The 26,291-nt window shown below is 47.1% G+C and carries 27 protein-coding genes and 1 pseudogene; 21 read left to right on the top strand and 7 right to left on the bottom strand.

What is annotated here, in order from left to right; all coding sequences use genetic code 11:
- The first annotated feature begins 71 nt into the window (after positions 1-71).
- Complete coding sequence (locus ACFPYJ_RS12105) at positions 72-1,136, top strand: hypothetical protein (protein ID WP_379188397.1); 1,065 nt, start codon at positions 72-74, stop codon at positions 1,134-1,136.
- Between the two features lie 12 nt (positions 1,137-1,148).
- Positions 1,149-2,156: a copper amine oxidase N-terminal domain-containing protein gene (locus ACFPYJ_RS12100; protein ID WP_379188396.1), complete on the top strand. Its 1,008-nt coding sequence runs from the start codon at positions 1,149-1,151 to the stop codon at positions 2,154-2,156.
- 347 nt (positions 2,157-2,503) lie between these two features.
- Here the strand turns inward: ACFPYJ_RS12100 and ACFPYJ_RS12095 are convergent, their stop codons facing one another.
- Positions 2,504-2,695, bottom strand: coding sequence for a hypothetical protein (locus ACFPYJ_RS12095; RefSeq protein WP_379188395.1), 192 nt, complete (start codon positions 2,693-2,695; stop codon positions 2,504-2,506).
- Between the two features lie 458 nt (positions 2,696-3,153).
- Here ACFPYJ_RS12095 and ACFPYJ_RS12090 point away from each other — a divergent pair, with 458 nt between their 5' ends.
- The 7 genes from ACFPYJ_RS12090 to ACFPYJ_RS12060 all read left to right on the top strand — a co-directional run bounded on the left by ACFPYJ_RS12090 (position 3,154) and on the right by ACFPYJ_RS12060 (position 10,604).
- Positions 3,154-3,447 carry a hypothetical protein gene (locus ACFPYJ_RS12090; protein WP_379188394.1) on the top strand — a complete coding sequence of 98 codons (294 nt, stop codon included), beginning with the start codon at positions 3,154-3,156 and terminating at the stop codon, positions 3,445-3,447.
- Positions 3,448-4,178: 731 nt separating this feature from the next.
- Positions 4,179-4,607: a VanZ family protein gene (locus ACFPYJ_RS12085; protein ID WP_379188393.1), complete on the top strand. Its 429-nt coding sequence runs from the start codon at positions 4,179-4,181 to the stop codon at positions 4,605-4,607.
- Between the two features lie 516 nt (positions 4,608-5,123).
- Entirely contained in the window at positions 5,124-5,273 is a 150-nt protein-coding gene (locus ACFPYJ_RS12080) for a hypothetical protein (protein ID WP_379188392.1), read from the top strand.
- A gap of 171 nt (positions 5,274-5,444) precedes the next feature.
- Positions 5,445-6,518: an acyltransferase family protein gene (locus ACFPYJ_RS12075; RefSeq protein WP_379188439.1), complete on the top strand. Its 1,074-nt coding sequence runs from the start codon at positions 5,445-5,447 to the stop codon at positions 6,516-6,518.
- Between the two features lie 1,534 nt (positions 6,519-8,052).
- A complete protein-coding gene (locus tag ACFPYJ_RS12070) occupies positions 8,053-8,817 on the top strand; it encodes a tyrosine-protein phosphatase (RefSeq protein WP_379188438.1) in 765 nt (254 codons plus the stop codon).
- Between the two features lie 568 nt (positions 8,818-9,385).
- Positions 9,386-10,288, top strand: coding sequence for a PAS domain S-box protein (locus ACFPYJ_RS12065; RefSeq protein ID WP_379188437.1), 903 nt, complete (start codon positions 9,386-9,388; stop codon positions 10,286-10,288).
- Positions 10,289-10,403: 115 nt separating this feature from the next.
- Positions 10,404-10,604 (top strand): ATP-binding protein, encoded by a 201-nt coding sequence (locus ACFPYJ_RS12060; protein WP_379188391.1) that lies wholly within the window; start codon positions 10,404-10,406, stop codon positions 10,602-10,604.
- A 1,013-nt stretch (positions 10,605-11,617) separates the two neighbouring features.
- On the opposite strand, the gene ACFPYJ_RS12055 is transcribed toward ACFPYJ_RS12060, so the two are convergent.
- Entirely contained in the window at positions 11,618-12,385 is a 768-nt protein-coding gene (locus tag ACFPYJ_RS12055) for an exodeoxyribonuclease III (RefSeq protein ID WP_379188390.1), read from the bottom strand.
- 235 nt (positions 12,386-12,620) lie between these two features.
- Between ACFPYJ_RS12055 and ACFPYJ_RS12050 the strand changes: the two genes are divergently transcribed.
- The 4 genes and pseudogenes from ACFPYJ_RS12050 to ACFPYJ_RS12035 form a co-directional block, all read left to right on the top strand.
- On the top strand, positions 12,621-13,028 hold the full coding sequence (locus tag ACFPYJ_RS12050) for a helix-turn-helix transcriptional regulator (protein ID WP_379188436.1): 408 nt from the start codon (positions 12,621-12,623) through the stop codon (positions 13,026-13,028).
- On the top strand, positions 12,995-13,558 hold the full coding sequence (locus tag ACFPYJ_RS12045; RefSeq protein ID WP_379188389.1) for a helix-turn-helix transcriptional regulator: 564 nt from the start codon (positions 12,995-12,997) through the stop codon (positions 13,556-13,558). Before ACFPYJ_RS12050 ends, ACFPYJ_RS12045 begins: the two co-directional genes overlap by 34 nt.
- Positions 13,559-13,578: 20 nt before the next feature.
- Positions 13,579-14,475: a hypothetical protein gene (locus ACFPYJ_RS12040; protein ID WP_379188388.1), complete on the top strand. Its 897-nt coding sequence runs from the start codon at positions 13,579-13,581 to the stop codon at positions 14,473-14,475.
- Positions 14,476-14,481: 6 nt separating this feature from the next.
- A pseudogene (locus tag ACFPYJ_RS12035) lies at positions 14,482-14,629 on the top strand (GNAT family N-acetyltransferase); the annotation flags it as partial.
- 81 nt (positions 14,630-14,710) lie between these two features.
- On the opposite strand, the gene fabV reads toward ACFPYJ_RS12035, so the two are convergent.
- From fabV to ACFPYJ_RS12020, 3 genes are all read right to left on the bottom strand, one after another.
- Entirely contained in the window at positions 14,711-15,901 is a 1,191-nt protein-coding gene (gene fabV, locus ACFPYJ_RS12030; protein WP_379188387.1) for an enoyl-ACP reductase FabV, read from the bottom strand.
- 257 nt (positions 15,902-16,158) lie between these two features.
- On the bottom strand, positions 16,159-17,352 hold the full coding sequence (locus tag ACFPYJ_RS12025; protein ID WP_379188386.1) for an oxalate decarboxylase family bicupin: 1,194 nt from the start codon (positions 17,350-17,352) through the stop codon (positions 16,159-16,161).
- A gap of 86 nt (positions 17,353-17,438) precedes the next feature.
- On the bottom strand, positions 17,439-17,642 hold the full coding sequence (locus tag ACFPYJ_RS12020) for a hypothetical protein (RefSeq protein ID WP_379188385.1): 204 nt from the start codon (positions 17,640-17,642) through the stop codon (positions 17,439-17,441).
- A gap of 321 nt (positions 17,643-17,963) precedes the next feature.
- Between ACFPYJ_RS12020 and ACFPYJ_RS12015 the strand changes: the two genes are divergently transcribed.
- The 7 genes from ACFPYJ_RS12015 to ACFPYJ_RS11985 all read left to right on the top strand — a co-directional run bounded on the left by ACFPYJ_RS12015 (position 17,964) and on the right by ACFPYJ_RS11985 (position 23,560).
- A complete protein-coding gene (locus ACFPYJ_RS12015) occupies positions 17,964-18,716 on the top strand; it encodes a class I SAM-dependent methyltransferase (protein ID WP_379188384.1) in 753 nt (250 codons plus the stop codon).
- A 321-nt stretch (positions 18,717-19,037) separates the two neighbouring features.
- Positions 19,038-19,481, top strand: a complete 444-nt coding sequence (locus ACFPYJ_RS12010; protein WP_379188383.1) for a hypothetical protein — start codon at positions 19,038-19,040, stop codon at positions 19,479-19,481.
- Positions 19,482-19,655: 174 nt separating this feature from the next.
- Complete coding sequence (locus tag ACFPYJ_RS12005) at positions 19,656-20,087, top strand: DUF6157 family protein (RefSeq protein WP_379188382.1); 432 nt, start codon at positions 19,656-19,658, stop codon at positions 20,085-20,087.
- A gap of 102 nt (positions 20,088-20,189) precedes the next feature.
- Positions 20,190-20,789 (top strand): M15 family metallopeptidase, encoded by a 600-nt coding sequence (locus tag ACFPYJ_RS12000; RefSeq protein ID WP_379188381.1) that lies wholly within the window; start codon positions 20,190-20,192, stop codon positions 20,787-20,789.
- A 237-nt stretch (positions 20,790-21,026) separates the two neighbouring features.
- A complete protein-coding gene (locus ACFPYJ_RS11995; protein ID WP_379188380.1) occupies positions 21,027-21,473 on the top strand; it encodes a YhfM domain-containing protein in 447 nt (148 codons plus the stop codon).
- A 386-nt stretch (positions 21,474-21,859) separates the two neighbouring features.
- On the top strand, positions 21,860-22,789 hold the full coding sequence (locus ACFPYJ_RS11990; RefSeq protein ID WP_379188379.1) for a phosphotransferase family protein: 930 nt from the start codon (positions 21,860-21,862) through the stop codon (positions 22,787-22,789).
- A gap of 36 nt (positions 22,790-22,825) precedes the next feature.
- A complete protein-coding gene (locus ACFPYJ_RS11985) occupies positions 22,826-23,560 on the top strand; it encodes a hypothetical protein (protein ID WP_379188378.1) in 735 nt (244 codons plus the stop codon).
- 176 nt (positions 23,561-23,736) lie between these two features.
- Here the strand turns inward: ACFPYJ_RS11985 and ACFPYJ_RS11980 are convergent, their stop codons facing one another.
- Positions 23,737-24,183: an SgcJ/EcaC family oxidoreductase gene (locus tag ACFPYJ_RS11980; RefSeq protein WP_379188377.1), complete on the bottom strand. Its 447-nt coding sequence runs from the start codon at positions 24,181-24,183 to the stop codon at positions 23,737-23,739.
- A gap of 188 nt (positions 24,184-24,371) precedes the next feature.
- Here ACFPYJ_RS11980 and ACFPYJ_RS11975 point away from each other — a divergent pair, with 188 nt between their 5' ends.
- The gene (locus tag ACFPYJ_RS11975; RefSeq protein WP_379188376.1) at positions 24,372-25,544 is read left to right on the top strand and encodes a low temperature requirement protein A; all 1,173 of its coding nucleotides are present in this window, start codon (positions 24,372-24,374) and stop codon (positions 25,542-25,544) included.
- 98 nt (positions 25,545-25,642) lie between these two features.
- Here ACFPYJ_RS11975 and ACFPYJ_RS11970 read toward each other — a convergent pair whose 3' ends face one another.
- A complete protein-coding gene (locus ACFPYJ_RS11970; protein ID WP_379188375.1) occupies positions 25,643-25,894 on the bottom strand; it encodes a hypothetical protein in 252 nt (83 codons plus the stop codon).
- Between the last annotated feature and the right edge of the window lie 397 nt (positions 25,895-26,291).

Genomic DNA, 26,291 nt, shown 5'->3' with positions numbered 1-26,291 from the left:
CTTATTTTTTTTCAGCTGCTCTTGTAGATTGGTCATGTCTATTCGATTCAAAGAGCGAAGAGGTTGAGACAATGAAGAAATTTTGGAAGATAACAGGGATCACATTCGGCGTTCTCCTCTTATTAATCGGCGGAGGGATCGTGTTCTTATATTGGAAGCTAACGTCAATTGATTTAGGTGATATTAAGACTCGCCATACGGTAGCATCCTCGGGGCAAGTATCGACGGATGGATCAACAACTGTTCCTCCAGTGGAAGGCAAGGAAGCTGAGCTTCCTTCTGCCTTGGATGGTGCGGTAAGCAAAGCGGAGCAGATTGCGGGCAAATCCATCAAGACACAGGATGCCGTCGATGCAGCAGCCATCTTGCTTAAGTCCGGTTTGTCCATGAGAGAAATGTACTCGCTACTAGGTCAATCGACCGAGAAGTTGACGAATGAAGAGAAGCAGACTATTCGCGATTTGTTGCTCAAGAAGCTGACCAAGGAAGAGATCGAACTGCTCCGTTCGATCACGGTTAAATACAACAAAGAACTGCTCATTCTAGATCCTGATTATCCGATTGAGCTCATCGGTATTGAAGATCCGAAGGAGCGGGCACAGATAAAGAAGCAGCTGGAAGCTGAGGGGAAGCTGAAGGGGCCGTCCTCGACACCAGTAGTGTCGAAAACCGAAAGCGGTTCCGAAAAGGATAACACTTCGGAAACGACGGTTGCGGATAACAAACCAGCGCCAACGGAAACGGACGACACGGGTAAGGCGACGGATTCGGACAACGCACTATTCGTGAAGATTAAAGCCAAGTACGAGTCGGAGCTAGCGTCGCTTAAGGCATCTTGCCAAGGAGAAGCGAATGCCAATACAAGTGAGGTCGTGGCAGCAATCAAAGCGAATAAGGATAAAAGCGAAGGAACGATTAACGCTAAGCAACAGGCGCTTCTCGTGCAGATCGCGAAAGCTGAATCCACTTGTGATACGAAATTCAGCTCGTTGATGAGCACCGCTCATGCGGAATTCAAGGATACAGGTATTTCATCAGCATCTATTGAGCAGACATGGCGCAGCCAATACGACAGCGTCAAATCGTCTATGCGCAGTCAAGCCATCAGCCATATTAAGAGTGCATTAAAATCATAAGGAGGTTCATCGATGTTTACTGGACGTATATTTACTGGAATGATCGCATTCCTGTTATTCACCGGTATTGGAGGTACCTCTGCTTCGGCTGCTACTGGCAAGGCTTCGAAGCCAGTCAAATCGCAATCGCTTTCGGTTACGTTGAATTTTGACGGTCGCAATCTTATGCTGCCGGCAGGTCAATATGCATTTGCGATTCAAGGGACGACGTATGTGCCACTTCGGTTCATCGCTTACGCCCTCCTGAAGAATGTAGAGTGGGATGGAAAGAGCTCAGCAGTGATAGTAACCGCACCGAACAGTCTTGAATCGACCTATCTGGTCGAATATTTGGATAATGCGGTGGCGGAAGCTGGCAAGGAGAGCACTAAAGGCGGCATTACGTTTACCGTCTCCCCGATCCAATCGAAATTCTCGTTTGGTGGCGTTGTCAATCCGTTGCCATCCGGTCAATCCGCCTATATCCTAAACGGCTCCATCTATGTCCCGATACGGTTTATTTCGGAATCCGTGGGAACGGTGATCAAGTGGGACTCGGTTACCAAACGTATTACCGGGGCTTCTAAGACGTACATGGAGAGTCAAGTCGGTCATACGCATACGGACAGTGGTTCAACTGGGGGATCCACGGAGAACACGGGCGGACAGACAGACGGAACGAACAACGGTCAAACCGGCGGATCAGTCGGCGGTGGCGAAGCGGTTGCTGCGACTAAAGCATCCATCGAAGCGGCTGCTGAAGTGAAGTTGAAGATACTTGAGAGCAGCTGTACGAACGATCTGTACGAGCTTGCCAATCAATATGTAAAGGCGAAGGATGCTAAAGTGAAGAAGCAGCTGATTAGCCAAGGCCAAACCAAGCTGGATTCGTGCACGGTTCAATTCAATCAAATCGCGAATGATACCGAGGCGCAGCTGAATGCAGGGGGATTCTCCACGGAGAAAATTGCGGAGTATCGCTCGTACTTCCAGAAGCAGGTTGCAGACGGCCGCGAGATTCTCGAGCAATTAACGAAATAGCCCGTTTTTTCACTACGTTCACGCGGAATCTGGCCGCATTTACGTGTTGAGCTCTCGACGATGCTGCGAGGCCTGAGGCTGTGCGACCAGGCCAGGCGGAAATAAAAGATGTTGCCCCCTGTTGGAAAATGTGAGGTAAAGTTTTCCCCGAGAGGGCTCGGCATAATGACTCCTGTGTTCGCGTCCTTCGCGAGCTCTCGGCACGGGTAGTCTGGAAGCTGTACGCTAGTGCCCGCTGTGGTTACGTTTTGCACTGTGCCTTTTATCGCATTACCGCCAGTTAGTATCATATTAGGTACGAGCTTTCCCGTGCTTCATTCGGTTCTGCTACCATCTCATCTCTCCTTTTAAATATGGAATACCCCCGACAGCCAAGGCCAGCGGGGGTATAGCACATATTTATAGAAAAATACCTTCTTCACTTCTCCGTTCCAAGATACATCGACACCAAGCAGCTCTGTAACTGCCCGTACTCCGCACGGCCATAGGCAGCGAGCGTGCGTATCGAAGAAGGTTGCTTCAATGGCGTTGACGTCCACGTTGCCATGATCCCATCGACCCATCCGCTTGAAGTATAGAAGTGTATGACGGACCACCTATCCCATGTGCTATTATCCATGGGTTTATCTGTGTCGCAGTGCGCGATCCAGAGCAGCCACGCTGCCAGTTCCTTGACTAGGTAAGACTTAGCGAAGCTGGCTCAGGTGTAGATCGTCACGGGATTACCAGATAAACGCTCGACCTTCTTTAACCAAATCGCGCACACCATGCGGTCTGTTTGTCAGGACATAGATCATCTGCCTCGCACTGCCTCATCTTCCGGAGAGTTGTTTTCGTGCGTGCATAGTGGTAATAACTCACTTTCAGACCTGCCAATGCTTTAGCATAACAAAGAAATCGGCAAGAAATTAGGGTAACACACCAAGGTATACATCAAAGGGTCAACATTAGGCGGAAATATATGGAGTATGAGTTGGAGGCGAAGTGTTTATGAACGATGATCAGTTTCGCCGCTTCTTCTAGAAATAAAAAACCTGTCTCTAGAGAAGTTTCGAATGGCTATGGACGTTTTACACATCGAGCTTACGCCAAGGCGCAGGAACATTACGGATATGCGTGGCATTATATTGACACCGAAGCAGAAGGCGTGGTAGAAGCGAAGACCGAGGAGATCCGCACGACTTGGGATGGCATGTCGACCATGACGAACAATGAAACCGAATTTGCAGAGTTCAATCCCGGAGGTGGTAACGATCGGAACACCAATTCCAAGAAAACAGATCGAATCTAAATCCACGGGATCTGGACCTGTGATACCTTACCAGCTTAGCCCAGAAGAAATTGCAAATGTCATCGGGAAGCAGAAGCGGCCTATGTTCCTAACGGAGCAATGGAACCAAAAACAGAACAGAAAGGGGAAATAAACGTAAATTGAAAGCTGTATTTTCTCAGGATCTATTAGCTCAGCTTCAATTCGTGCAAAATTGGTTAGCAACTTTAAGTTTTGATCCACTGTAATTTCAAGAATCTTCCATCATTAATTACGTTTATTGCATTATAATACGGATGAGGCTTTTACATTAACTCTATTTTTGATAAAATCCGGGGAGCACCTCCTTTCTTTCTGTAATTCTAGCAGAAAAGAGAAATTGAAAGGAAATTATTACAAAAAGAAAGATTTGATGAATATCTAACCAGTTAGAAGATCGCAACAGAGGATTTAGCTACTATAAGACTGTAACCGACAGTGAAGTGTTCAAGGAGATACTGCGACACCGCGAGGCGCCTTCAGGATAATAAATTGCAGGCGTGGAAGTCATTTTCTGAAAACGGATTGAAGTCGTTCAAGTACTGATAAATTCAGAACTGCCCGAGTTCAACAAATAAGATAAGGAGAACTCAAATAAACAAAAGAAGGAGTGATTATCGTATGGCTCACCGGGAAGCCCGATACAACTCATTTCACAAATTCATGAACTATTTGTATGGTCAAGGTCAATTATTGGAGGTGAACAACGCGTGTTGAATCAACGTTGGGTTTATTGGTGTTTAGTAATTTCATGGTGTACCCTGGTCTTTATCATTACATCGTCTCCAGCGGCTACTAGTGAAAATACAAGTTCAATAATAAGGGCTGAAACTAATGCGCCGCCTATAACTGTACACAAACTAGATTTTGGGATTCGGAAAACGGCACATGTAACCATGTTTGGTGTGTTAGCCATATTAGTATTACTGGCTATTTGGGGATGGAAAAATGCTCTGATAAAAGCTTGGGTTTTTGCAACTTTTTACGGAGCGACAGATGAAATACATCAAATATTCGAAACGGGGCGCACTCCTACGGTATCTGATGTTTTTATTGATTCAACCGGGGCATTTGCCGCATTATTATTTTTTTATCTACTGCGAAAAATTATTATAAAAAGCAAGTTACGCCGGGAAGTTTAGCGGCGTTTTTCAAGTCTAACAAAAGAAGTTCGTATGCTGAATTAAGAGGCATCCAAATCAAGGAAGTTCATTACAAAAGAAAAAGCACCCAAAATGAGTGCTTAATTAAAGTTGATTCGTTAGTTGAATTGTTTAACGTTGTATTTTGCCAGCTAAGACTTGGAGCAAGTTCGTCCACATTGTATTAAATGACAGATTATGTTTTAAAAAAGCGTCCCGGTGAACAGGAACGATCGTTCGAAAGATCGCTCCTAATCGATATGGTGAAAACAACTAGATTTGACTTTTACACGGTTTGGTATAATGATTTTGTCTTTCTTCCTCTCTAGTAGCAAAGTGCATATGCTTTTATGCTTTTGAGCGGAGCGTTAAAGCACGAGCAGTCGCATGTGCATCTATTGGTGGGCTCGATTTTTAACACCGCCTGTGTAACTAAGTACGAATAAAGATAACTCAATACGAAACCGAAGTCACTCACTAGGTTGACTTTTTGTTATGAGAAAGGAGGTAATGGAAATGGAAGAACCTCGGTGGAAGGATACCGTATATAATGCCAGGTTCATGCTGGAGGAGTATAAGAAGGTACCATTAGGTATATTTGGTGCGATAAACAAAGCCAATCTAATAGCACGGTATGATTCAGGCGAAAGAGATTTTGTTTGGTAATGACAACAGCGCCGTATTCGGCTGTTTTCAGAGCATCATGTACAGCACTTATCTCGCGAACACGCGTTCCGCTAATCCATCTTCATTAGTTAAAAGGATAACTGCACGGCTACAAATTATATGATAAAATTTGTATTATATAATTACTACGGAGGAATTATTTTGAAAGTCATGCTGTCGGATTTAATGCAAGGTCGTAAGAACAACTTGGACTTTGTAAGGCTAATAGCCGCTGTAGCCGTAGTTTTCTCACACTGCTTTCACCTTACCACAGGTGATTTTACGATTGAACCGGTCTATGTGTTTTCACATGGACAGACATCATTAGGTTCAATCGCAGTCATTATCTTTTTCGTCACAAGTGGCTTTTTAATTAGCCGGAGTTTTGAACGTACACCTGACTTATGGTCATACATCAAAGCACGATCATTACGTATCTTTCCGGGTTTAACGTTGTCTGTCCTGTTTTGCATGTTTGTGGTGGGTCCGATTGCAACAAATTTCCATATAATAGATTACCTTTCCGATAAGTCAACGTATATTTATCTCTCTAGAGCGACCACTTTCGCGCCTGACTTAAATCTTCCCGGTGTCTTCTCAGATAACATATATCCAGATGCGGTGAATAGTTCGCTTTGGACTTTGAAATATGAGCTGCTTTGCTACATATTCGTCGCAATTGCCGGTGTTTTACGGTTAATCAATAAGCGAATTATGATTTCCTTATTGATACTCAACCTCGTATACCACATGTTGCCGGGAACAGAGGTGCTCGGTAAATACATCAACGATATGGCAAGGTTTTCGCTCTCTTTCTTTGTAGGGATGCTTTACTATTTGTACAGATCCAAAATTCCGCAAAATATATATCTGTTCGTTGCATCCTTGCTGAGTTGTGTAGCCTCACTCCAATTCGGTTTTTTTAATGAAATATTTCCTATTATTGGCGGATACGCGATCTTTTATTTCGCCCTCACGCCGGGTATAAAGTTGCATGGTATTTCCAAGTTCGGAGACTTATCCTACGGTGTCTATATTTTCGCATTCCCAGTCCAACAACTCGTTACTTATTTCATGAAAAACGACCTCATCCCGATTCAAAACTTTTTGATCTCCCTGCCACTAATACTCATTCTCTCGTTTATTTCGTGGCATCTTGTGGAACGTCCGTTTTTAAGGATGAAACCATCAAGAAAATTGACTGGTCCAGAATTAACTGTAGTCAAATCTACGGGATCTTTCTAGGGAATTCGCTCATCACAGGAAACCCAGTAAATTAAGTATAAGTTCACAGGCCTTATAGGCCTTTTTTTTTATTGATAGCGATGAACATACTTTCGAGAATGATCAGCATTCAGCTAGTCTCGGTGTCAATTTTCAAAACATTATAGGAGCAAAAAGGGGGCATGAAGAAGACAATGGTAGCCAAAACAACAGTTCCAGCTCAACAGAATTTCTTCCGTTTATAGATGGAACAGGGCGAGTAGAGTCTTTTCTTTGCAATCTGGATCTTTATGGAAGTTACCGTTATTATGCTTTTGTTAGCTATCATACTTACTTTGACAGCCAATAATAGAAAGAAAACAGTTCTGTTTTTTAGCGGCTAAATTTCTTATTTTTAAATATGCTATATTCAGGGACACGCAGTGCACTTGCTGGCATTTTAAGGGTTAGTGTTTTTTTGTCTTTGGTTTAATTTCCCTAAGTTGAGGAAACGGTTTGTAGGGATTCTCTTCACTTTTATGATGCTGTTTGCAGTCGTGAATGCGATGGAAAGTAATCCCTATAAGCAAAGGGTATGACCTTTTCTCGAAAAAGCAGATACAAAGCTAAGGTGAGAAAGATTCAAGGCGATCGTGAAGCCGGAGATGACTGATTACGAGAAAGAGCTTGCCATTGATAAGTATTTGCTGATAATGCATATGATTCGAGAATTATAAGAACAATACGATTTCGGCAGATTTCTATAAGATGTATGGCTCATTGTTTAATGCCATTGCTGTCAGCGTTTTAGCCGATTTAAAGCTCAATATGCGGGTATTGATGAGGGAACAGCTAATGGAATTGCTTATAGAATTGTTCATGCATAGAACTAAGTGAAGACTGCGAGGACTATTACAACTTAGATGTCACATAGGATGATCACGTGACCGGTGGGGCAAGACGTCCAGTACTCTACCATGCCGAAGCTAATGGACGAGGTCTCGCGGTTTTATAAGAAATGACAAGACAAGTAGGTCACGGAGAATTAATAAAAATATTGAGATGTATTTAATGTTCTTTACTTGTTTTCATTTATCTTTTTATCGTATCTTACATATCAATAATCGGATTAAGGGAGTATCATGCATAGGTATTTGATGGAATTGGGAAGTTGCGGAGCCTTTGGCCCCAGAATGTACTGGGCTTGGAAGTTAGCGTAGTTGGCTTTTCTTTTTTAATCTCTCATCACTCCGAACAAATGGTTAATATTCAATGCACCAAATAATTGTTCGTATTTAATGAGGGGTCCTGAGGGAGAGGGATAGTCAGATAACATTATTTACGAAAGAATAGTTGTATGTACTTAGCTCTCATCAAATTGTTGAATGTTCAGAGCTTTTGGGTCTTGTTACCGCTGAACACTATGCCGAAGCTGAAGGTATCTTGAGCTACTGGACATGGTTTCGCAGTTTTATAAGAAATGATAAAATACAAATACAAGTAGATCACGGTGACATATCGTTCTGTACGTATCAATAATCGGATTAAGGGAGTATCAAGATAGAAGGGAGGGGCTATTATCATCGATATTCATTCACATATACTGCCGACATTGGATGACGGTCCGTCCTCTAGGGAAGACTCTATTGAAATGGCAAAACGGGCTTGTAAAGAGGGCATCCATCATATGATCGCAACTCCCCATCATGCGAATGGAAAATACGTCAATGAAGCTCTGGCGGTAGAGAATGCTGTATCCGAGTTGAACCATTATCTTGAAACGTGTGGAATTGATCTGACTCTATATCCGGGGCAAGAAATCAGAGTCTATGATGGTTTACTGGATGATTTAAACAGGGGAGATCTATTACTTTCTTTAAATTATTCCCGGTACTTACTCTTAGAATTTCCAACTACGCATATTCCAAAATATTCTCACTCCTTGTTTTATGAACTGCGGTTGATGGATCTGGTTCCCATCATCGCGCACCCTGAGAGAAATCTGGAAGTTATGGATGACCCAGAAAAACTCATCCCGTTTATCGAACTGGGGGCTTTGGGCCAAGTTACATCGCATTCGTTGCAAGGCTTATTTGGGAAGAAAATTCAAAAAGTAGCTTTGGATCTGTGTCAACGAAATTATGCCCATTTGATGGCTTCGGATGCACATGACAATCAAAGACGAACACCGGAACTACAATTAGCTTACTATTATCTCCAAAAACAAACCAGTGATTCACATGCGGACTATTTTCAAACAAATGCTCATTGTGTGTTACATAGTAATCCAGTGGAGATATGGGAACCAAAATCAATGAAAAAGAAATGGTTTTGGTTTTAAGCTTGCATAGAACACGGCAATGTTTGATTAAAGGAAGGCGAGGGCGTTCTTCTTTTTAGTGTGCAGATAAAAGGATACTAGTTTCTAAAAATGAAAGGTAGTGAATGACAGCGTATTTGTTGCATATAACTAACGTTTTAAAATGGTAGTTTTTGTATTTCTTTCAGAGAGGTGTAGGGCATGATAGTAAAGAAGGGGGATATATAAGAAGAGAAATCATTAGTCGAGGTGTCTTGGCTTCTAACAGTCCACGCATCCGTGCAAAGGGGACAGGAAATATGGAGAATGTTCTTCATATTTAGGAATAGACCCTACGTAGGGGATTTCTACTTTTGAAAGCACTCCATCGTAGGCATGCAAGAGGATTTTGCTGCAGGACTAATAGCCTTATTTGTCGAATATCAAAATATATGGTTTAAACAGTTAGGGAAATTATGACCTATAGAACCAATAACACCGAATGGGAACTCGGTTTGACGGATGACGGACAAAAGAATAGAGACATACAATTCTTGCCCAGTGATAATATTTTCCGTCATGCATTTGATTATTCGAAGAACGGTAGAGCATTGTTGCGACAAACGGACGTTTTCTGAAAATGAACCATTCATTTTGTGATATTACGGGCTATTCGGAAGAGGAACTGCTTTCGTTAGATTTTCAATCAATCACCCATCCGGATGATCTCGAACTCAGCAAAAAATATGCAATAGAAATGATGAGTGGACAAATCTCTTCTTTTCAATTGGAGAAACGGTACATACATAAACTTGGCCATACGGTGTGGGTTATGTTAAGCAGTAACCGATATGGTGATATCCCCAATAAACGTCTCTATTATATTCATCAAATTGTGGCTATCACGGAATATAAGCAAGCCGAAGCAATGCTTCGCGAAAACGGTCAACGTTATCATCATCTCCTTAAACTCTTACCTGAACCGATTGCCGTACACAGTGAGGGCATTCTCGTCTATTTGAATGATGCGGGAATCAAACTTGTTGGAGCGGTGAGTCAAGAGGAACTCGTCGGAAAATCGATACTTGACTTCATCCATCCTGACCTTCAACATCCAGCAGCAGCTAATATCAAGCAAGTACTGATGGGAGATATCATGGGGTTTTCAGAATATCAGCTGTTTCGTATGAGCGGAGAAGTCGTTGAAGTTGAAGTCTGCAGCACCAAAGTGAACGAATTCATGGGAAAATCCGTAATCCAAACCGTAATCAGAGACATCACGGAGCGTAAGCGAACGAATGAACTTTTGAGAAAATCAGATAAGCTTTCCGCTGTTGGTCAATTAGCCGCTGGAGTCGAACACGAAATTAGAAATCCACTGACGGCGATAAAAGAGTTTATTCAATTGCTGAAATCCAGAACAAAAGAAAGTAGCAGTTATTTTGACATTATGTTAGCGGAGCTTGAACGAACGTTAGTGAGTTTATTCTCCTTGCTAAACCTGATCAGGTGATCCATTTTAAACAGAAAGATATACGAAAGTTGATTCATACTATTCTTGCTCTTATGGATACCCAGGCCATTATGAATAACATCCAAATCAGTAGGAAATTGACCCGGATATTCAGTTGATCCTGTGTGAAGAAAACCTAATTAAACAAGTGTTTGTGAATGTGATTAAAAATGCAATAGAAGCGATGCCAAACGGAGGGCAACTCGTTATTCAAGTTAAACACAAAAATAAGCGTAATATCTTGATCCGTTTTATAGACCAGGGATGCGGTATTCCAAAAGTACTTATGCCTGTAGGCTTGACCAAGTTAGGTTAAAGACTCATGGCAACACCGGGAGTTATGGAAGCAATAGGGGAAGATGACCGCATATTCGGCGCTTACAAGGCATCTGGGTGGCGATTACGAAATATGAGAAAACCTCAATCGTTAGAAAGCGTAGAGGGGCTGTTTTGTGCGTCTAGTTGCGGAGCCAAGGATCTATTGATATACTGCGGTATTCAGTTGCAAATGCGATGGTAAGCGCAGCATCTTCATTTAATCTCTGTGCCTGATCTGCAGCCTTCCTTGATATGTGAAGTGTCACGTTGACACGAAAGACAGAATTTCCGCTCTAGACTACCATACTGATTCTCAGATTCCGAAACTGCATGCTCCCAGCTATCAAACATGAATGACAGGTGTCCCAGTCCCTTATGCATCGCTGGAATGTGTCATTCTGAGGAACATAGTTGCAATCGTCCTTATGTAACAAAGCCAAAGCTTCGCGCAGCACGTTAATTGGCGAGATACCTTTATATTCCCGATATAACCAGCGAGGTAGTAGGGAAAGAAAATCATTAGAAGGAACCAAATGAAGATTATCAGTAACTTTGACAATATAGGGCCGTACGTCAGCTTCTTTGTTTGCCTCTAGGATTGTTTTCTTATCGAAGGCTGTACATATGTCATCTTCACCAGATAGGAAACTATAATGAATCCAAGTAACTCTTTAATTGACTAATGCTGGGCTTGATCTTCATCATATCCTTCAAATAGCGTATTTTTAGCGTATTTCTGCTTCTGCTGTACATTAATTGTAAATGCAGGAAGCTCGACATACAAGGGAACATTTTCTAATTGAAGACTGGAGGTCAGAGCAGGTGAAAAGAAAAGATTGACAGTAAATTTAACGTCGGCTATATTATAACCAACGGTTACTAACCAATGGTTATATAGATGGAAACGCTAAACAAAGTGAGGTTATTTCTACGCATAGACAGCTAAACGATCAATAGGCCGGATACCTCGTACAGGAGATATCCAGCCTATTGATTTAACATTTGAATTGGTTATGAGAGGATGATATCGTCTAGCGTAAGAATGACTGGACAATGATCGCTGCCCATTACTTGATGGTCAATTTGCGCATCAAGTAATGCGGGAGCAAGCCTTCCGGAAGCAAGAAAATAGTCGATTCTCCATCCGACGTTCCGCTCTCTCACCTTAGGCATGTATGACCACCAGCTGTAGGCATCTGTCTGATCGGGGTAGAAATGCCGGAAGGTATCTACAAACCCGGAAGCCAGCAGCTCGGTCATTTTGCCGCGCTCTTCGAGGGTGAATCCGGAGTTGCCCGTATTAGGCTTGGGATGCTTCAGATCGATTTCCTGATGCGCAACGTTCAAATCACCGCATATGATCACGGGTTTCTTTGCATCTAACTGCTGCAGATAGCTTCTGAACCGATCTTCCCACTCCAGTCTGAGCGAAAGCCGGGACAGGTCGCGCCTTGCATTGGGGGTATACACATTTACAAGATAGAATGCATCGAACTCCAGAGTAATGACTCTGCCTTCATCCTCAGAATCCTCTTCCAGGCCGTACCATACGGACATCGGCTTCATTCGAGTGAAAACAGCCGTTCCCGAATACCCCTTCTTGAGCGCATAATTCCAATACTGTGAATACGCTTCGCCATGATCCAGACTAATCTGGCCCTCCTGCAGCTTAGTTTCCTGTATACAGAATATATCGGCGTTCGTTTCTTTGAAGTAATCATTAAAGCCTTTATTCACGCAAGCCCTCAGACCATTAACATTCCATGATACAAGCTTCATCTTATTATCTCCTCTATCCTGCAATAAGAACATCAATTCTAATTATACTATAAAAATAGGCCGAAGGCAGAAAGATAATAGAATATAGGAATACCCATGCAGGCCACAAACCTCTTTAAGGGTCAAGGCTTTGTTTATTTCACATCCCTTCTATTGGTGACATACTAGATGTCACTAATCCTATGCTATACTCTGCCTACAAGCGTGAATGGAGGTCAGAAACGTCGTGAAACGTATGGATAGGCTGCTGGCTATACTCATGGCTCTTCAACAGCGGCAGGAAACGGCGCAATCGCTTGCGGACAAGTTTGAAGTGTCCAAGAGGACGATTTTGCGGGATATGGAGTCCCTCTCCGAGATGGGCATTCCTTTGTACGCCTTGACGGGACCAAGCGGAGGGTTCCGCATCATGGAGGGGTTTCAGCTTGCGCCGCTGCAGCTCAATCCCAGTGAAGTGCTGACGATTTTGTTCGCCCTTCAGTCCATGACGCGCCTTCAGGAAACCCCGTTCAATCAGGAGGGTGGACGATACTGGGCAAGATTAGAAAGATACTTCCCGAGGACACCGTCAGGCAAATTGAACCCCTGCTTAGCAAAATGGAGATCGCGATGCCCAAACGTAATTACACAGCGCCTTATCTGAGCGAACTCCTTACGTATACATCAGAAGCCAGGTGGCTGAAAGTCTACTATAGATCCGAGCATCATCGCCGCTGGCTGCAGATGAAGCCCGGTCGTGTGTTTACATCAGGGGGCTTTTGGTACTGCGAAGCCTATTCCATAACTCATGGGGAGGAACGGACTTTTCGCGTAGACCGCATGGATGCCTTAGAGGTTATGGACGGGGCGGCGGAAGCGGAAGAGCAGCTGAATAAGTCGGTTCAAGAACGTAAAGCCCGGGTGCAGCAGGAAGAAGCGCCGATCCGGATCAGGGCAAAGCTCAGTTACCTGGGCATGCTTCGTGCGGAACAGGACGAGCATATTGGCGAATGCATACGAGCGGTCAGCGATGAAGAGTGGGAGCTTGATTGTAGGTGCCCGTCATCGGAATGGCAGTGGTTCATCCGATTCTTTTATTCCCTTGGGATGGAAGCGGAGGTATTGGAGCCTGCTGCTCTGAGGCATGAAATTCGCCAAATCGCTCTGCAGATGTGTGATCGTTATGATGAATAATCCAAGGAGGCGGATAAGCAATGAATAAATTGACCAAGGAACAATTCGAGCTGGCTGGACAATTTCTGATGAATAGCGGCAGGGCGCTGGAGCGGGCGCTATTCGAGTATGAGTTTGGGTCCGGCAGCCAAGAAGCGGTTCTGGAAGCATTGTCAGCCTATCAGAATGATGATGGAGGCTTCGGTCATGGGCTTGAATCTGATCTGAGAAGCCCGCAATCTTCCGCACTGGCTACCACGGTGGGCCTCCAGCATTTATCGGGAATCGGGCTGGATGGGGGTCATGAGATGGTCCGCCGGGCCATTCAGTATTTCATTCAAACGTATGATCCGGTAATAGCGGGATGGGAAATCATTCCGGTTACGGCGGCAGAGGCACCGCGTGCCATATGGTGGGAGTATCCAGCCTTTACGAAGGAATGGGGCAACCCGGGTGCGGAGATTACGGGCTACTTTCACCTCTATTCCGATTTGGTGCCGAATAAGCTGCTGGACAGCGTGACGTCGTATGCGGTGGATTATTTGAATACGCGCTGCGCGCTGGACGAGATGCATGAGATGCTGTGCTTTGTCCGGCTGGCAGATCAGCTGCCCGTGGATACTTATAATCAGATTGCCGTTAAGCTGAATGAATTTATGGATAACTGCGTCGTTATGCATGCGGCTGACAGACAGCCGTATGGGGCTTATCCGCTGCAGATCGTTGATTCCCCGGCATCTCGCTATTTTGCCAAATATAGCAGTGTTATTCCGCATGATCTGGATATGCTGCTGACACAGCAGGGTGAAGACGGCGCTTGGCCGGTGAATTGGGCGTGGGGACGCTATGACGAAGAGTGGCAGAAGGCGGAGTTGGAGTTAAAGGGCGTCATGACTTTGCAAGCGTTACGAACCTTGCGTGCCTTCGGTCGGCTGTAAGAGAGAGTCATGCCAAGGAACGGGCGAGATCGGCAAGGGTGCTGGAGAAGGCGGGTTTCAGGCAGGAGGGTTTGGCTTTAGAGGTATCCATATTAATGGCGTCTGGGAGGACCATCTGCTGTTTGCCATAACCGCTCAAGAATTCAGTGCGTGACAACGAACAGAAAGGCCGGCGATCCTCTTGGTGGACAAGAGTTTCCCGGCCTTTCTCGGTTAGCGCTGCGGCAGTAATGGATTAAATAACGTTAGGCACTTCCACAACCGGATCCACATCAGCTTCGTAATCAACGCCGTCGGTTTCAAAGCCGAACAGCTGGAAGAACTCGCGGCGGTAGCCTGCTAGATCCGTCAGCTGCTCGATATTCTCCGTCGTTACCTCAGCCCATAGCTTCGCAACTTCCTCCTGTACATCCTCGCGCAGCTCCCAATCATCGATCCGGATGCGGCCTTCCGCATCAACAGGCACCCCTTCGGAAGCGTAAAGGCGGTCTGCGAACAGGCGATAGGTCTGCTCGATGCAGCCCTCATGAATGCCTTTTTCCTTCATCACTTTGTACAACGCGGAGATGTACAGCGGTACGACTGGAATCGCCGAGCTGGATTGTGTAACGAGTGCTTTGCTGACCGTCACGTAGGCGCGGCCGCCGGTTGCGCTCAGCTGATCATTTAATTTCCGCGCTGTTGCTTCGAGATGATCCTTCGCTTGACCGATCGTACCTTCACGGTAGATGGCCTGCGTGATTTTGGAGCCGATATAGGAATAAGCAACAGTTGTTGCACCCTCGGCCAATACGCCGCCCTGCTGCAAGGCATCAATCCACAGCTGCCAATCATCGCCGCCCATAACCTCGACGGTTTCGTTGATTTCTTCCTGTGTCGCAGGTTCAATGGTGATCGGGGTAACTTCGCCGTTATGGAAGTTAACCGTCTTGTTCGTATAAGGCTGTCCGATCGGCTTAAGCACAGAATTCGCGGCCGCACCCGTCACCGGATCCGTACGGCGCGCCGATGCGACGCTGTAGACAACAAGATCCACTTGTCCAAGCTTAGAGCGGATCAGCTCGACTGCTTTGGCTTTGGTCTCGTCGGTGAACGCATCTCCGGTCACGCTGTAGGACTTGCGTCCGGCAGCCTGGGCAGCTTTTTCGAATGCAGCGGAGTTGTACCAGCCAGCCGATGCCGTCCGTCCGCGGACGCTCTCGCCCTGCCGATAAATGCCAACCGTATTCGCACCGGCGCCAAAAGCCGCTACGATCCGGGAAGCAAGTCCATAACCTGCCGATGCACCGATAACCAGCACATTGCGCGGTCCTTCAATTGCCGGCTTCCCCTGCACATAGTCCACTTGCTCTTGAACCTGAGCCGCACAGCCAACGGGATGAGCAGTCGTGCAAATAAAGCCGCGTGTTCTAGGTTTAATAATCATGGTAAAGTAGTTCCCTTCTATATCGAGTACGGTGTTTGAAGTCCAATTGCAGACACTAGTCCTATTTTAACGAATTTTTGCTAAAACGGAAACCTTAAGCCTGAACGGACTGATTCATCGAAGCGGGATTGTGACGCAGGGACCATGCAGCGCCAGAATGTCCCGCAGCAAAGGGCGCAGAGCATAGGCCGCGCCAAAAAGGCCGGGTCCTGCTCATCAAGAGGGGTTCCAGCTTTTGTCATCATCACCGGCACTCCTTATTTCGGGTAATACGAGAACCCCGGATACTTCACGACAGGCCACTTTTCCTTGCGAAGCGCATCCAGCAGCTCGGGTCCGACGTTCAAGTTATCTTGAACGAGATTGCGCGGGGTGAGAGCCATCCATTGGTTCAATGAGATATCGGCAAAGCGATCGCTCTTGAACATCTCCAGAAACCACAGCGTTTGCGTGCCGGTATTCTGAATATAGTGTCCATTTGCATAGGGAACATAGCCGACATCGCCGGCCCGGTAGTCAAACGTACGGGCAACGCCATTGCCGGTAAAAACAGTCATCCTTCCTTGCCCGGTGAGGTAATACTGCCACTCATCATTATTGGGATGCCAGTGCAGCTCCCGCATCGCTCCAGGCTCGATCTCAACCAGTGCAGCCGCAATGGTCTTCGATATGGGGAAGTTGGAAGAGTCCACGATTCGCACGCTTCCTCCTGGTGTTTTAATAGGCGGCTGGGCTAACAGCTTATGAGTGAAGCTTAGAGGAATCGTGCCGTATGGGGATTGCACCTGCTGGCTCTCAAGCGAACCGGGCACCGTGTCCTGGAAGATATACACCTGCTCGGATGGGATAGAGTCAAACGCACTGATGGGTACGCCAAAATTAGCAGAAAGCACATCCTTGGGGGTATGGGCGAACCAGTCCGATATCGACAGCGTGTTCAGATCGGAGAAATTACCGTCATCAAAGACGAGCAGAAATTCACAGCCTTCCTCAAGACCTTGAATCGAGTGCGGAAGCCCCGGGGGGAAATACCAGAGATCGCCTGGGCCGACATCGGCAATAAAGTTGCGGCCATCCTGATCGACCGATGTAACACGGGCGCAGCCCAGCAGCATATAAGCCCATTCCGCCTGCTGATGCCAGTGAAGCTCCCGGACCCCGCCCGGGGTAAGTCGCATATTCACGCCGGCAAGGGTTGTTGCAATGGGCAGGTCCCGCACTGTAATCTCCCGCGACCATCCGCCCTGATTGAGCTGCATATGTGCATCAGAGAACGAGAACTTCAGATTAGGGACTAAACCGGAGTCCGTAACCGGAGGAACATACATATCGGGATTTTCTTTATCTCGCATGATATCGCGCGGGCCGGGATCTGTCGCTCCGGCGCCATCGCTTCGAATGGGCTGGGGTATATGGCCATTATAGCCTGGAATGCGGCTCGGATTGTCCATGTAACAGCTCCTCTCAAGCAGAATATCTCCGAAGTTACGCAGGGCATAGTTCGGAACATATTCAGTTTATGAGGGTGTATGCGGCATTATGTCAGGTCAGCCGGGGCAGCAGACGCTGGAAGCTCAAACACAGTTAAATCAGGCTTCGTCCGGATAAACTGGGACATAAACTGCATCAAATAGGTCAAAATCTGCTCGGGATCCACACCCCACTGCTGCTTGATGAGGTGACCTCTGGTGGCCATTCTCAGCATCATGCTGATGAGCGTATTTTGAATCATCATCTCCACAATGGGTTCCCACCTTCGGCACGCAAGGCCAGCAGATGCTCCGGGTACTGAAGATGCTCGTGATTTAAGTTGTTTGGAGGTATGGTATAGAAGAGACCATCCGTTTGAAGCGGCTGGTCTCTTATTCTAGTCAAACCATGCTGGTTCATATACAATTAAATATATATTCATGGACGGGGTGAAGGAATGAAGTTCCAATTTGTTCGAAGTAACTAGCTGCCGGGCTGGGTGAAACGCGTGCCAGCCATCACGGGAGAGGTCTGCCTGTGAGAGTGGATACAGCTAAGCTTCGAATAACAAATTGGAAGGTGGATGACCGCCATGAATGAGAAGGATTATAAGGCTTTTTACGATAGAGCGGGGAAGCTGAACGGTTGGGATTTCAGTAAAGTGAGATGTCAGGTGGAGGGTGAGGCTGCAGACCTTTACCGTGAAGTAAGGCAGGCGTGCAGACCATCCGATTTCCTGCTGGATATTGGAACCGGCGGCGGTGAAGCACTGCTTCAGCTCCGCGATGCGGCTCAGCTGTTGGTTGGAATTGATGCATCAGCCGGAATGATCAGGACAGCAGCGGTGAACAGGGATCGGCTGCAAGCGGATAATGTAAGGTTCATCCAGATGGATGCCGGGCAGATTGATTTCCCGGAACAGTTCTTCCAGATTATCTCCTGCCGCCATGCCCCGTTCCATGCTCAGCAGGCAGCGAAGGTGCTTGCGGCAAACGGAATTTTCCTCACCCAGCAAGTGACAGAGGGGGATAAACAGAATCTCAAGCAAGCCTTCGGAAGAGGGCAAGGGTACTGCCAATTAGCGGGAACCCTGCAGGAGAGGATGATTCGTGAGCTGACAGCAGCCGGATTCAAGGAGATAGCTGTGCATCATGTTGAAACGGCGGAATACTACCGGGCCGCAGAGGATTTGATTTTCCTGCTGAAGCATGCTCCGATTATTCCTGGCTTTGGGGAGGATCCGGCGGACTATGCGGTGCTCCACCGGTTCATTGAAGAGAATCAGAGTGAACACGGCATACGGACGAATGCCAGCCGGTTAATAGTCACGGCGCGCAAATCATAAGCTTATGTGAGGCATGGAACTAGGAGGGCAATAGAGATGAACAACCGGTTAGTGGTGAGGGTCAGAACGGAAGAGTCGATGAAGAAAAGAACGGCATAATTCATAAAGCAATCAATGGCGGAGAGCCTCCTTTAGCGGGAGGCTCTTTTTGCAATGGAAATGAACCCGGGGCGGAGGACTTTCACCTCTTTAAATCATAGAAGAACCCGCTTTTGGAGAGAAATATTGCTGAATCATAAATAGAAATAAGGAAAATGGAGGAACAATAGGAGTCTGGGCTATTCCATGGCTGACAAAATGTGAAAATGGCGGGGTAAAACGATGATGAAGCGAATCCATATGATTGTCTGCTCGGTCCTCCTGGCGGGGCTCCTGTCCGGATTATGGGCGGGCGAGGGCAGGCTGTCTGCAATGACGGCTGCTTCGGCGGCGCCGACAGATCCGGGAGGCTTCCCGGATGATATTCCGATACCGGACGGGGCCATGCAGGTCGATATTCCGCAGGGATTTAAGGTGGAGAACGGCCGCCGGAGCAAGTTGGTCAGCTACAGTGTCAAGACGACAATGGTCCGGATCGAGAGATTGTATAAGGAATATTTGAGAATTAAAGGGTATAACGAGGACGTGAATAAGCCGGGAGACAAGGCCATGACGCTGTCGGGCAGCTTAAATGAAACGACACTTTCCATAGCGGCCTCCGTGGATGCGAATGACGGAACAATCGTCCATGTGAGGATCACATGGACGAGCGCACGAATAACTTAGCCCGCTTATCCGCATTGGCCGGAAATTCTTTCTTACAGGATTTCCGGCCTTATTAATTTTTCACTGACCGTTATTGTCATGGAAATAGGGTAAACTAGTAAAATAGTAAAGGTTCAAATAGAATAAAAGAGAAGCCTACTCCGTTTGGTACACGACACTCAGGAGGGAACAAGAATGGATTGGAATTATTACAACACGCTGATTACCGTGTCGTCCGACTGCCCCGCCCAGAGGGGGATGATCCCGCCGGATAAGAAGAGTGGACGAACGAAGCCCAGCATTGAGTTTGAGCTGATTGCTAATCATCCCTACACCTATACACAGGAAGAGATTCTATATGAAGTTCATGTCCGTCACAAGGAAATTCCCGAGGATGAGCTGGCAATGCGGGGAGTACAGCTCAAAGATGAATTTTTCCGCAAGCCTATGCCTTGTCTGCGCGCATCGATGCTGCCGAAGAAATACGGGTGGGGCATTCATTTTGATGCGGATGGCAAGATGGCGCTTGTTCCGATGGAGTCGCCGGATTATCAGCATTTTCTGGATGACGGGGCGAGTGGAGGCGTTAAGCTGGTCCCGGCCATGCGAAATGCGAAGAAGAAGTAAGGTTGACCGCCTGCATGTACCGTAACACTGCGCGCCGTGAGCTGCGCGCGGCGCAGTACGAAGGCAGGTTTCACCCGGAATATGGAGGATTAAATTCGAGCTATGTATGTTACCGTACCCGCCCAAGTCAGGCAAAGAAGAACAAGACGTCGGCAGTGGCTGCTTGCTGCCATGCTGCTCGCGCTCGCGGGCATGATGTTTATGAATTCCCCGGTCAGGGAGCGGATTTGGCCTCAAGCTGAGATTGAGGATTTGCCGCCTGTAACCTCGCTGCATCCGGTCGTGGCCGCGAAGATGACAGAGCTTATCCAGCAGACGAAGAAGCTCGGAATAACCATCTTGATTACGGATGGCTTCCGCAGCAAGTTGGAGCAGGATGTCCTGTATCAGCAGGGGCGCAGCGATGACGGGCAGGTGGTGACGAACGTCAAGGGCGGCGCTTCCTACCACAATTACGGCTTAGCTATTGATTTTGCCCTTCGGACCTCGAAGGGGAAGGTCATCTGGGATCTGAAATACGACGGCAATCATAATGGACAGCCCGATTGGATGGAGGTTGCAGCCGTCGCAAAGTCGCTTGGATTCACGTGGGGCGGCGATTGGAAGGGCTTCAAGGATTACCCCCATCTGCAGATGGATTTTGGCTACTCGATCCGCGAGCTGAAGCGGGGCAAGCGGCCGCCGGACGATATGGAACCTTAATCAATGCCGGGTTAAGCCTGAAGCCGCCGCAGCCGCGACGGCTTTTTTGCGTTTCATTCGCGTTGTGAATCCTCCTCGGTAAGTGGCTCATCCGGCTTATATGCCAATTTTCATGAACGCAGCACCTCAAAGGGGGCTGAAGCGTGCAACATTAGCCGGTAGTATTACGTCATTCAGATAACAAATGAATGCGTTTTAGAATTAATCTGCTGGTTAGCCGGGGCTAAGGGGGGTAATATGAGAAAGTCGGTTACATTTCGACCCTTACTATTGATTATGTTGGGTCTTGTACTTGGACTGGTTGGCTGCCAAGCGGAGAATGAGAAAGGGGCGGCTGGCGTAAGTGCAGGTGAGATCGAACACATCAGCTTAACATGTATAGACATATGCTTGAGGTGGGAGAAGCCGCCGTTTACCTTGAAGACCTTCAATGATGCGGATTCGATCCTTACCTTCACCGAGGCCATCAATCAGGCACGCAGGATGGAAGGCGATCTCGATTACGGCGGCATTTTTAACATGAAGCTTTTCTTTACAGACGGTACCCGCAAGGAATATGTGCTAAACATCGACGACAAGGTTGGAAGTACCGGCCTGCTCGTTGATATTGCAAAAAGCACCCAAGGATATATCATCGGCCAAGACATGGTGAGTAAATTGCGAGCAATCATTTTCCCTGCGTAGACCCGAGCGGAGAAATTAGGGGTTGTTAAAATTCCCAAGTGCCTATATACTGAGGGAAATTATTGAAATGGTGGGATTAGTGCATTGATGAAGATGAGTGTATTCCTGACAGAAGTTATCGGTTAATTTTAACTGAATAACGCATAGACGAATGAGCTTGGGCGGATTCCGTGAACAGACGGATTCTTTTTCTTGTACCCTCTTTCGTGTGTGCACTGTTGTGAATCAAATCATCATCACTGCTTATAGACAAGAACCGTAAGCTCGGGAGCTATTCGTTACCCCTGGCTGAATACGGAGACTTGTTATATGAAGCCGGGAATGAGCGTTTGTTCATTCCCGGCTTTTTTGCGTCCAATAATAGGTTAACGAAGGGTGGAAACCGTATGACAGCTTATGAGAAACCAAGTATGGACATTGCCGGAGTCGAAGCATTATTGAAGAATCATTATGGCAAACAGGTTCAGGAGGTCTCGATGGTCTCCGGGGGTAATTTAAGCGCCGTGTTTTTCTTTAAGCATGAGGAACGGCCTTATGTGATTCGATTTAATGAACTGAAGGGTGCCTTTGAGACAGAACGATTTATCTCAGAGCTGTTAGCCTCGCAGGGCGTTCCGTACCCGCGTATGCTTGCGCTCAGCAAAATTGGCGATCTTAGCTATTCCATCTCCGAGCGGATGGAGGGCGGTATGCTGGCTGATTTAACGGAGGAGCAGCGGGCCGGTTTGATTCCTGATTTGATTCACCAGATATCCGTCATGAATCATGTCGATGTTGGCTCAACGACGGGCTTTGGCTGGCTGGACGCCAGCGGCAGCGGCAGATATTCAAGCTGGCAGGAGTATATCACGCTGTTCTATCAAGAAGATCAGACGGGCACCTTCTGGGAGGGGTGGCATGACTTATTCAAGACGACCTGCCTGGAGAAGGATGTATTCGAAGAATGTTATGCCAGGCTGATGACGTTCTCCGGCTACAATGCGCCTCACCGTCATTTTGTTCATAACGATTGCCATGCCTGGAATACACTTTCCGATGGCCTCAAGATCACGGGAATTATTGACGCCAACCCGGTGTATGGGGACTTTATGATCGATATTTCACTAGCGGCAGGTATACTGCCTCCTGCTCATAACTTGATCCAAGCCTTCCGTGACTATCAGGAGCAGCAGGGCATCGCTTTTCCAAATTTTAACGAGAGGTTATTAGGTGCTTATTATTACAAAGGACTGGACGGCCTTCGTTTCTACGCCAAAATGGGCAGGAACCGCGATTATGATGCGGCGAAGTCATTCTTATTGAATTTAACGAACTAAAGAAGGAGCGCGGCAGAAGCTGCAGGTGATTTATCTATGATTTACACGTATACGAAAGTAAAAGAAAATTACGAGCATTTTGCCAGTGGGAAAGTCTTATACGGGGCGGGCGGCATGACCTCATTCCCAGTCCGTCTAGCCAGTGAAATCGTTCAGCGGTGCTTCGAGCTGCTGAGGAAGCGGGGGGTTGAAGAACCCTATTCGCTGTATGATCCCTGCTGCGGAGGCGGGTATATGCTTACCGTTATAGGCTTATTGCACGGGCCGAATCTAAGCCAAATCATAGCCTCTGATATTGATAGCGAGCGGCTGCAGCTGGCAGAGCGCAATCTGTCTCTGCTGTCCCAGGAAGGTCTGATGAAGCGGGTCAATCAGCTGCAGGAGTTATATCGGATTTATAATAAATCCTCTCATCAAGATGCCATTCACAGCGCGGATCAACTTGCACAATTGGTCGCAACCGTCAACTTGCAGAATATTACATGCTTCCAGGCAGACGTGAATGATTGTTACAGACACGAGAGTAAATGCACGCATCCAAATATTATTATTGCCGATCTTCCGTACGGTAGCCTTGCAAGCTGGAAGGGCGGCAGTGACAACCCGGTGGAGGGTTTCTTTGAAAGTATTCACCGGATCGCCGATCCCTCATCCTCTGTTGTCGCCGTCATTGCAGACAAGAGTCAACCGCTTCGCTCAGCGTTATTTAAGCGTTTACAATATGAGCGGATAGGCAAACGCCATTTTGGCCTATTTGAATGTATCCGCTGAAGAGAACTATCGATTATGATGGAATGATTTGGAGGAATAAGCTGTGCGGAATGGTCCGGTTCAGTCCTAATTAAGATTGTACAATACATGGCTGTCTCAAAGGCTGGAAGGACCTTGAGGCAGCCTTTTTCGGTTCATTGCGACCTATTAGCCTCCCATGAAGCAAAAAAGAAGAGCTACGCTTGCAGCTCTTCCGACATTTGCTCGACTAAATCCGGTCTGCCATGAAACTGGGCTGGCGTGTTTTGGAATAACGCCGCACGCCATTGTTCCTCTTGTTTGACAGCAACCAGAGTCTGGTGGGCGTTCAGCTTAGGGTCCAGCGCAGACTTACCAGGTGGCACCATGCCGACGATAGCCCGCAGGAGAGCTGTGTCAGATGAGAGGAGCCGGACAGATTTGATTTTGTAAATGAATGGCGGCGTAATATGATCTGCGAAAATCCCGTGCACATGCGATGCGATGAACTCGCGGCCGGTAAGCTGGCTTCCGTCGAATCCGATTAGTTCGCCATCCTCGGCGAATGCGCTGGACATTATATCCGCGTTACGATCATTCCAGCCGCCAATCAGCTGTAGATAGAGCTCACGAACGGCAGCCTCAGACTGATTTCCTTGACTCATTAACATATCCCTCCGTTTGGCAGCAAGCGCTCCATGCACCGCTGCGGGTTTCTAAGAATCATCGAAGTGTCAGCCGGTTGTTCCTGTAATCATATCATACAAGCGCTTCACTTTTAATCCGCTCTCTCTTACTCTTTATGGTAATATAGGATCACAAAAGCTAGAGAAAGAGGAGTGTTTAAGAGGTAATGTCCACTAATTCCGGTCATGCAGGTCTTCTCCGCCAGAAGGATTCACCGCACCGAGGGAAGGTTTCCTTCATTGAGCTGTTCTTTGATCTCATTTTTGTATTTGCCGTCACGCAGCTATCGCATTCGTTATTGGAGCATTTTACACTGATGGGACTGCTGCATCTTGCAATTATTATGATGGCGGTTTGGTGGGTGTGGATCTTTACCTCATGGGTAACGAACTGGCTGGATCCGGAGAATAAGGCGGTAAGGCTGCTGCTGATCGGCATTATGCTGATCGGGCTGCTGATGTCGATCACCATACCGGATGCGTTTGAAGATAAGGCGATGGTATTCGCATTCTCGTATGTCATTATCCAGATTGGAAGAAACTTGTTCGGCATTTGGGCGATCGGTCAAGAGAACAAGGGGCTGAGCGTTAACTTTCAGCGTATCCTGGCCTGGTTCCTTGTATCCGGCGTATTTTGGATTGCGGGGGCTTTTGTAGAGGATGGGCTGCGCCTTGTACTATGGATCATTGCCTTGTTCATTGAGTATATCTCACCTTCAATGGGCTTCTGGGTGCCTAAGCTTGGCCGGACTCCGACAACAGATTGGGATGTTGAGGGCTCCCATATGGCGGAACGCTGCGGCCTCTTCATTATCATTGCCCTCGGTGAATCGATTCTTGTAACCGGAGCAACCTTCGGCGGCTTGGACTGGAATGCCCCTGCTATCCTTGCTTTTGTGGTATCCTTCATCGGCAGCGTAGCGATGTGGTGGGTGTATTTTGACGCGAACGCCCATCATGGGCATGAGAATATTACACATTCCGATGATCCGAGCAGACTGGCACGATCGGCCTACACCTATATCCATTTGTTCCTTGTCAGCGGAATTATTATCTCTGCAGTGGCCGATGAGCTCGTTCTCATGCATCCCATGGGACATACGGACCTGAAGACGGCAGCCGTTATTATCGGCGGGCCGGTCCTATACTTAATCGGGAACCTGTTTTTTATGAAAGCAATTGCATCCTGTCTTCCGGCACCTTACTTATTCGGTATTATTGTGCTTCTTGCGCTGTTTCCATTCGCCAAGTTACTTTCACCCTTAATGCTGCTCAGCCTCACCACACTGGTATTAATTCTCTCTGGAACATGGGAAAAGTGGAAGCGGGACCATCTATGAGGCAGCTGTCCGTAAGTCGGCGGTAGGCGAACCGCTCTTGGCGTGCCTTGCCGCACTGCAAGGGCTTTCCAAATACATGCGGAATGCCTATCATCCAGCTAGAAACTCAGCTTCATAATTGCACTATTATCAATGAACGTTGCCGTATTAAACAGAAACAGTACATTGGTAATGCCGTTCTCCGCCATATAGCTGCTTATGCTGCCATTGTAATAACGAATGTCGATGACATCGATTTCCGGTACATGGAGCGTGAGAAACGGGATGACGCAGTGGGCATAGGAATCCTTGATGACGAGCAGCTTTTCCTGCTTCACCGTCTGTGGATCGGGTTTGCTTGTAATCTTCATGAGCGCATGCACGCCGCCCAGGAAGTAGGAGCTCGGACCTCATGGAATTCCGCTCGTATTCCGCTCGTTAACCACGCCGAGGCCGGCGGTGCTGAGGCGGCTGAGGTTGTGGCTTTGATTCGCTCATAGGGCTCCGGTTTTGGTGGTTGTACTCCCGTGGTGCTGCGCACCAAAGTCGTACAACCACTCAAAACCTCCGCGGCGGAGAAGGCAAGACCTTGGTGAGGGCAGCTCAAGGTGCAGCCCGGGGCTCCGTAGTGGCGACTATACTGGATATTTACACTTATTTCAGGCTAATTTGATTAAATATGAGGTCCATACTGGATATATTGAGCTTATGTCAATATAGTAGACACAACTTTATGAAACCTGGAGTTGCTCGTAATAGCTTTTTTCG

This window comes from Paenibacillus solisilvae, assembly GCF_042656405.1.
Taxonomy (GTDB): Bacteria; Bacillota; Bacilli; order Paenibacillales; family Paenibacillaceae; genus Paenibacillus_Z; species Paenibacillus_Z solisilvae.
Note: the sequence above shows the minus strand (reverse complement) of the source record. Positions and strands in the feature narration are given on the sequence as shown.